1 protein-coding gene is annotated in these 312 nt (G+C 62.8%); it reads left to right on the top strand.

Features of this window, described 5'->3' with window-relative positions:
- Positions 1-312 (top strand): Ig-like domain-containing protein (locus tag AC0QHF_RS24210; RefSeq protein ID WP_324706826.1); only part of this gene is annotated, 312 nt, incomplete at both ends.

The following is a 312-nucleotide window of genomic DNA, read 5'->3' as shown; positions in this document are numbered from 1 at the left end:
AACTGGAGTTTCACCCCCGCCACCGCCTTGGCAGAAGGTACGTTCAACTTGACGGCTACAGCCGCAGACGCGGCGGGGAACATCTCCGAAACCTCTGTGGCACTCAGTCTCACCGTGGATACCACCGCGCCGGATACCACCCCACCCGACGCACCAGTTATCACCAGCGACGGTATCACCAACGACACCACCCCCGACATCACCGGCACCGCCGAAGCCGGCAGCACCGTCACTCTTTATCAAGACGGAACCGAGCTCGGCACCACAATTGCCGACGCGGACGGTAACTGGACCTTTACCCCCACCGCCGCC

The organism is Lyngbya sp. CCY1209 (assembly GCF_055795065.1).
The sequence above is the reverse complement of the archived record's forward strand: the minus strand, read 5'-3'. Positions and strand labels throughout refer to the sequence as shown.